Annotated in this window: 9 tRNA genes; all 9 read left to right on the top strand. The window is 49.7% G+C overall.

What is annotated here, in order from left to right:
- Positions 1 to 31: 31 nt before the first annotated feature.
- Positions 32 to 104 (top strand) — tRNA-Val (locus BG261_RS03610).
- 7 nt (positions 105 to 111) lie between these two features.
- Positions 112 to 184, top strand: a tRNA-Asp gene (locus BG261_RS03605).
- A 37-nt stretch (positions 185 to 221) separates the two neighbouring features.
- Positions 222 to 294 (top strand) — tRNA-Lys (locus tag BG261_RS03600).
- A gap of 3 nt (positions 295 to 297) precedes the next feature.
- Positions 298 to 379 (top strand) — tRNA-Leu (locus BG261_RS03595).
- Positions 380 to 414: 35 nt separating this feature from the next.
- A tRNA-Thr gene (locus BG261_RS03590) sits at positions 415 to 487 on the top strand.
- A gap of 6 nt (positions 488 to 493) precedes the next feature.
- Positions 494 to 565, top strand: a tRNA-Gly gene (locus BG261_RS03585).
- Positions 566 to 579: 14 nt separating this feature from the next.
- Positions 580 to 665 (top strand) — tRNA-Leu (locus tag BG261_RS03580).
- A gap of 13 nt (positions 666 to 678) precedes the next feature.
- Positions 679 to 752, top strand: a tRNA-Arg gene (locus BG261_RS03575).
- A gap of 22 nt (positions 753 to 774) precedes the next feature.
- Positions 775 to 848, top strand: a tRNA-Pro gene (locus BG261_RS03570).
- Position 849 lies beyond the last annotated feature (1 nt).

The raw sequence follows: 849 nt of genomic DNA, 5'->3' as shown, positions 1-849 counted from the left end.
TGTGAGATATGGTAGGTGCCAAGCGAATATTGGGAGTTTAGCTCAGCTGGGAGAGCATCTGCCTTACAAGCAGAGGGTCAGCGGTTCGAACCCGTTAACTCCCATAATAATGGTCCCGTGGTGTAGCGGTTATCACGTCGCCCTGTCACGGCGAAGATCGCGGGTTCGATTCCCGTCGGGACCGTTTGAACAATTTTATTTGTTTAAAAAAATAGTATGATGACTCGTTAGCTCAGTTGGTAGAGCAATTGACTTTTAATCAATGGGTCGCTGGTTCGAGCCCAGCACGGGTCATACGCGGATGTGGCGGAATTGGCAGACGCACTAGATTTAGGATCTAGCGCTTTACGGCGTGGGGGTTCAAGTCCCTTCATCCGCATGATTAGGTTTTAGCCAATTTAAACCTGATAGGTAGCCGGCTTAGCTCAGTTGGTAGAGCATCTGATTTGTAATCAGAGGGTCGCGTGTTCAAGTCATGTAGCCGGCATCAATTGCGAACGTAGTTCAGTGGTAGAACATCACCTTGCCAAGGTGGGGGTCGCGAGTTCGAACCTCGTCGTTCGCTTTAAATACACCTTAGCCGGGGTGGCGGAACTGGCAGACGCACAGGACTTAAAATCCTGCGGTGAGTGATCACCGTACCGGTTCGATTCCGGTCCTCGGCATTAATTTAATATAGCACCCTTGGCTCAACTGGATAGAGTACCTGACTACGAATCAGGCGGTTAGAGGTTCGAATCCTCTAGGGTGCATTGATACAATATATTTGCAACACGGGAAGTAGCTCAGCTTGGTAGAGTACTTGGTTTGGGACCAAGGTGTCGCAGGTTCGAATCCTGTCTTCCCGAT

The organism is Floricoccus tropicus, from assembly GCF_001832905.1.
Taxonomy (GTDB): Bacteria; Bacillota; Bacilli; order Lactobacillales; family Streptococcaceae; genus Floricoccus; species Floricoccus tropicus.
Note: the sequence above shows the minus strand (reverse complement) of the source record. Positions and strands in the feature narration are given on the sequence as shown.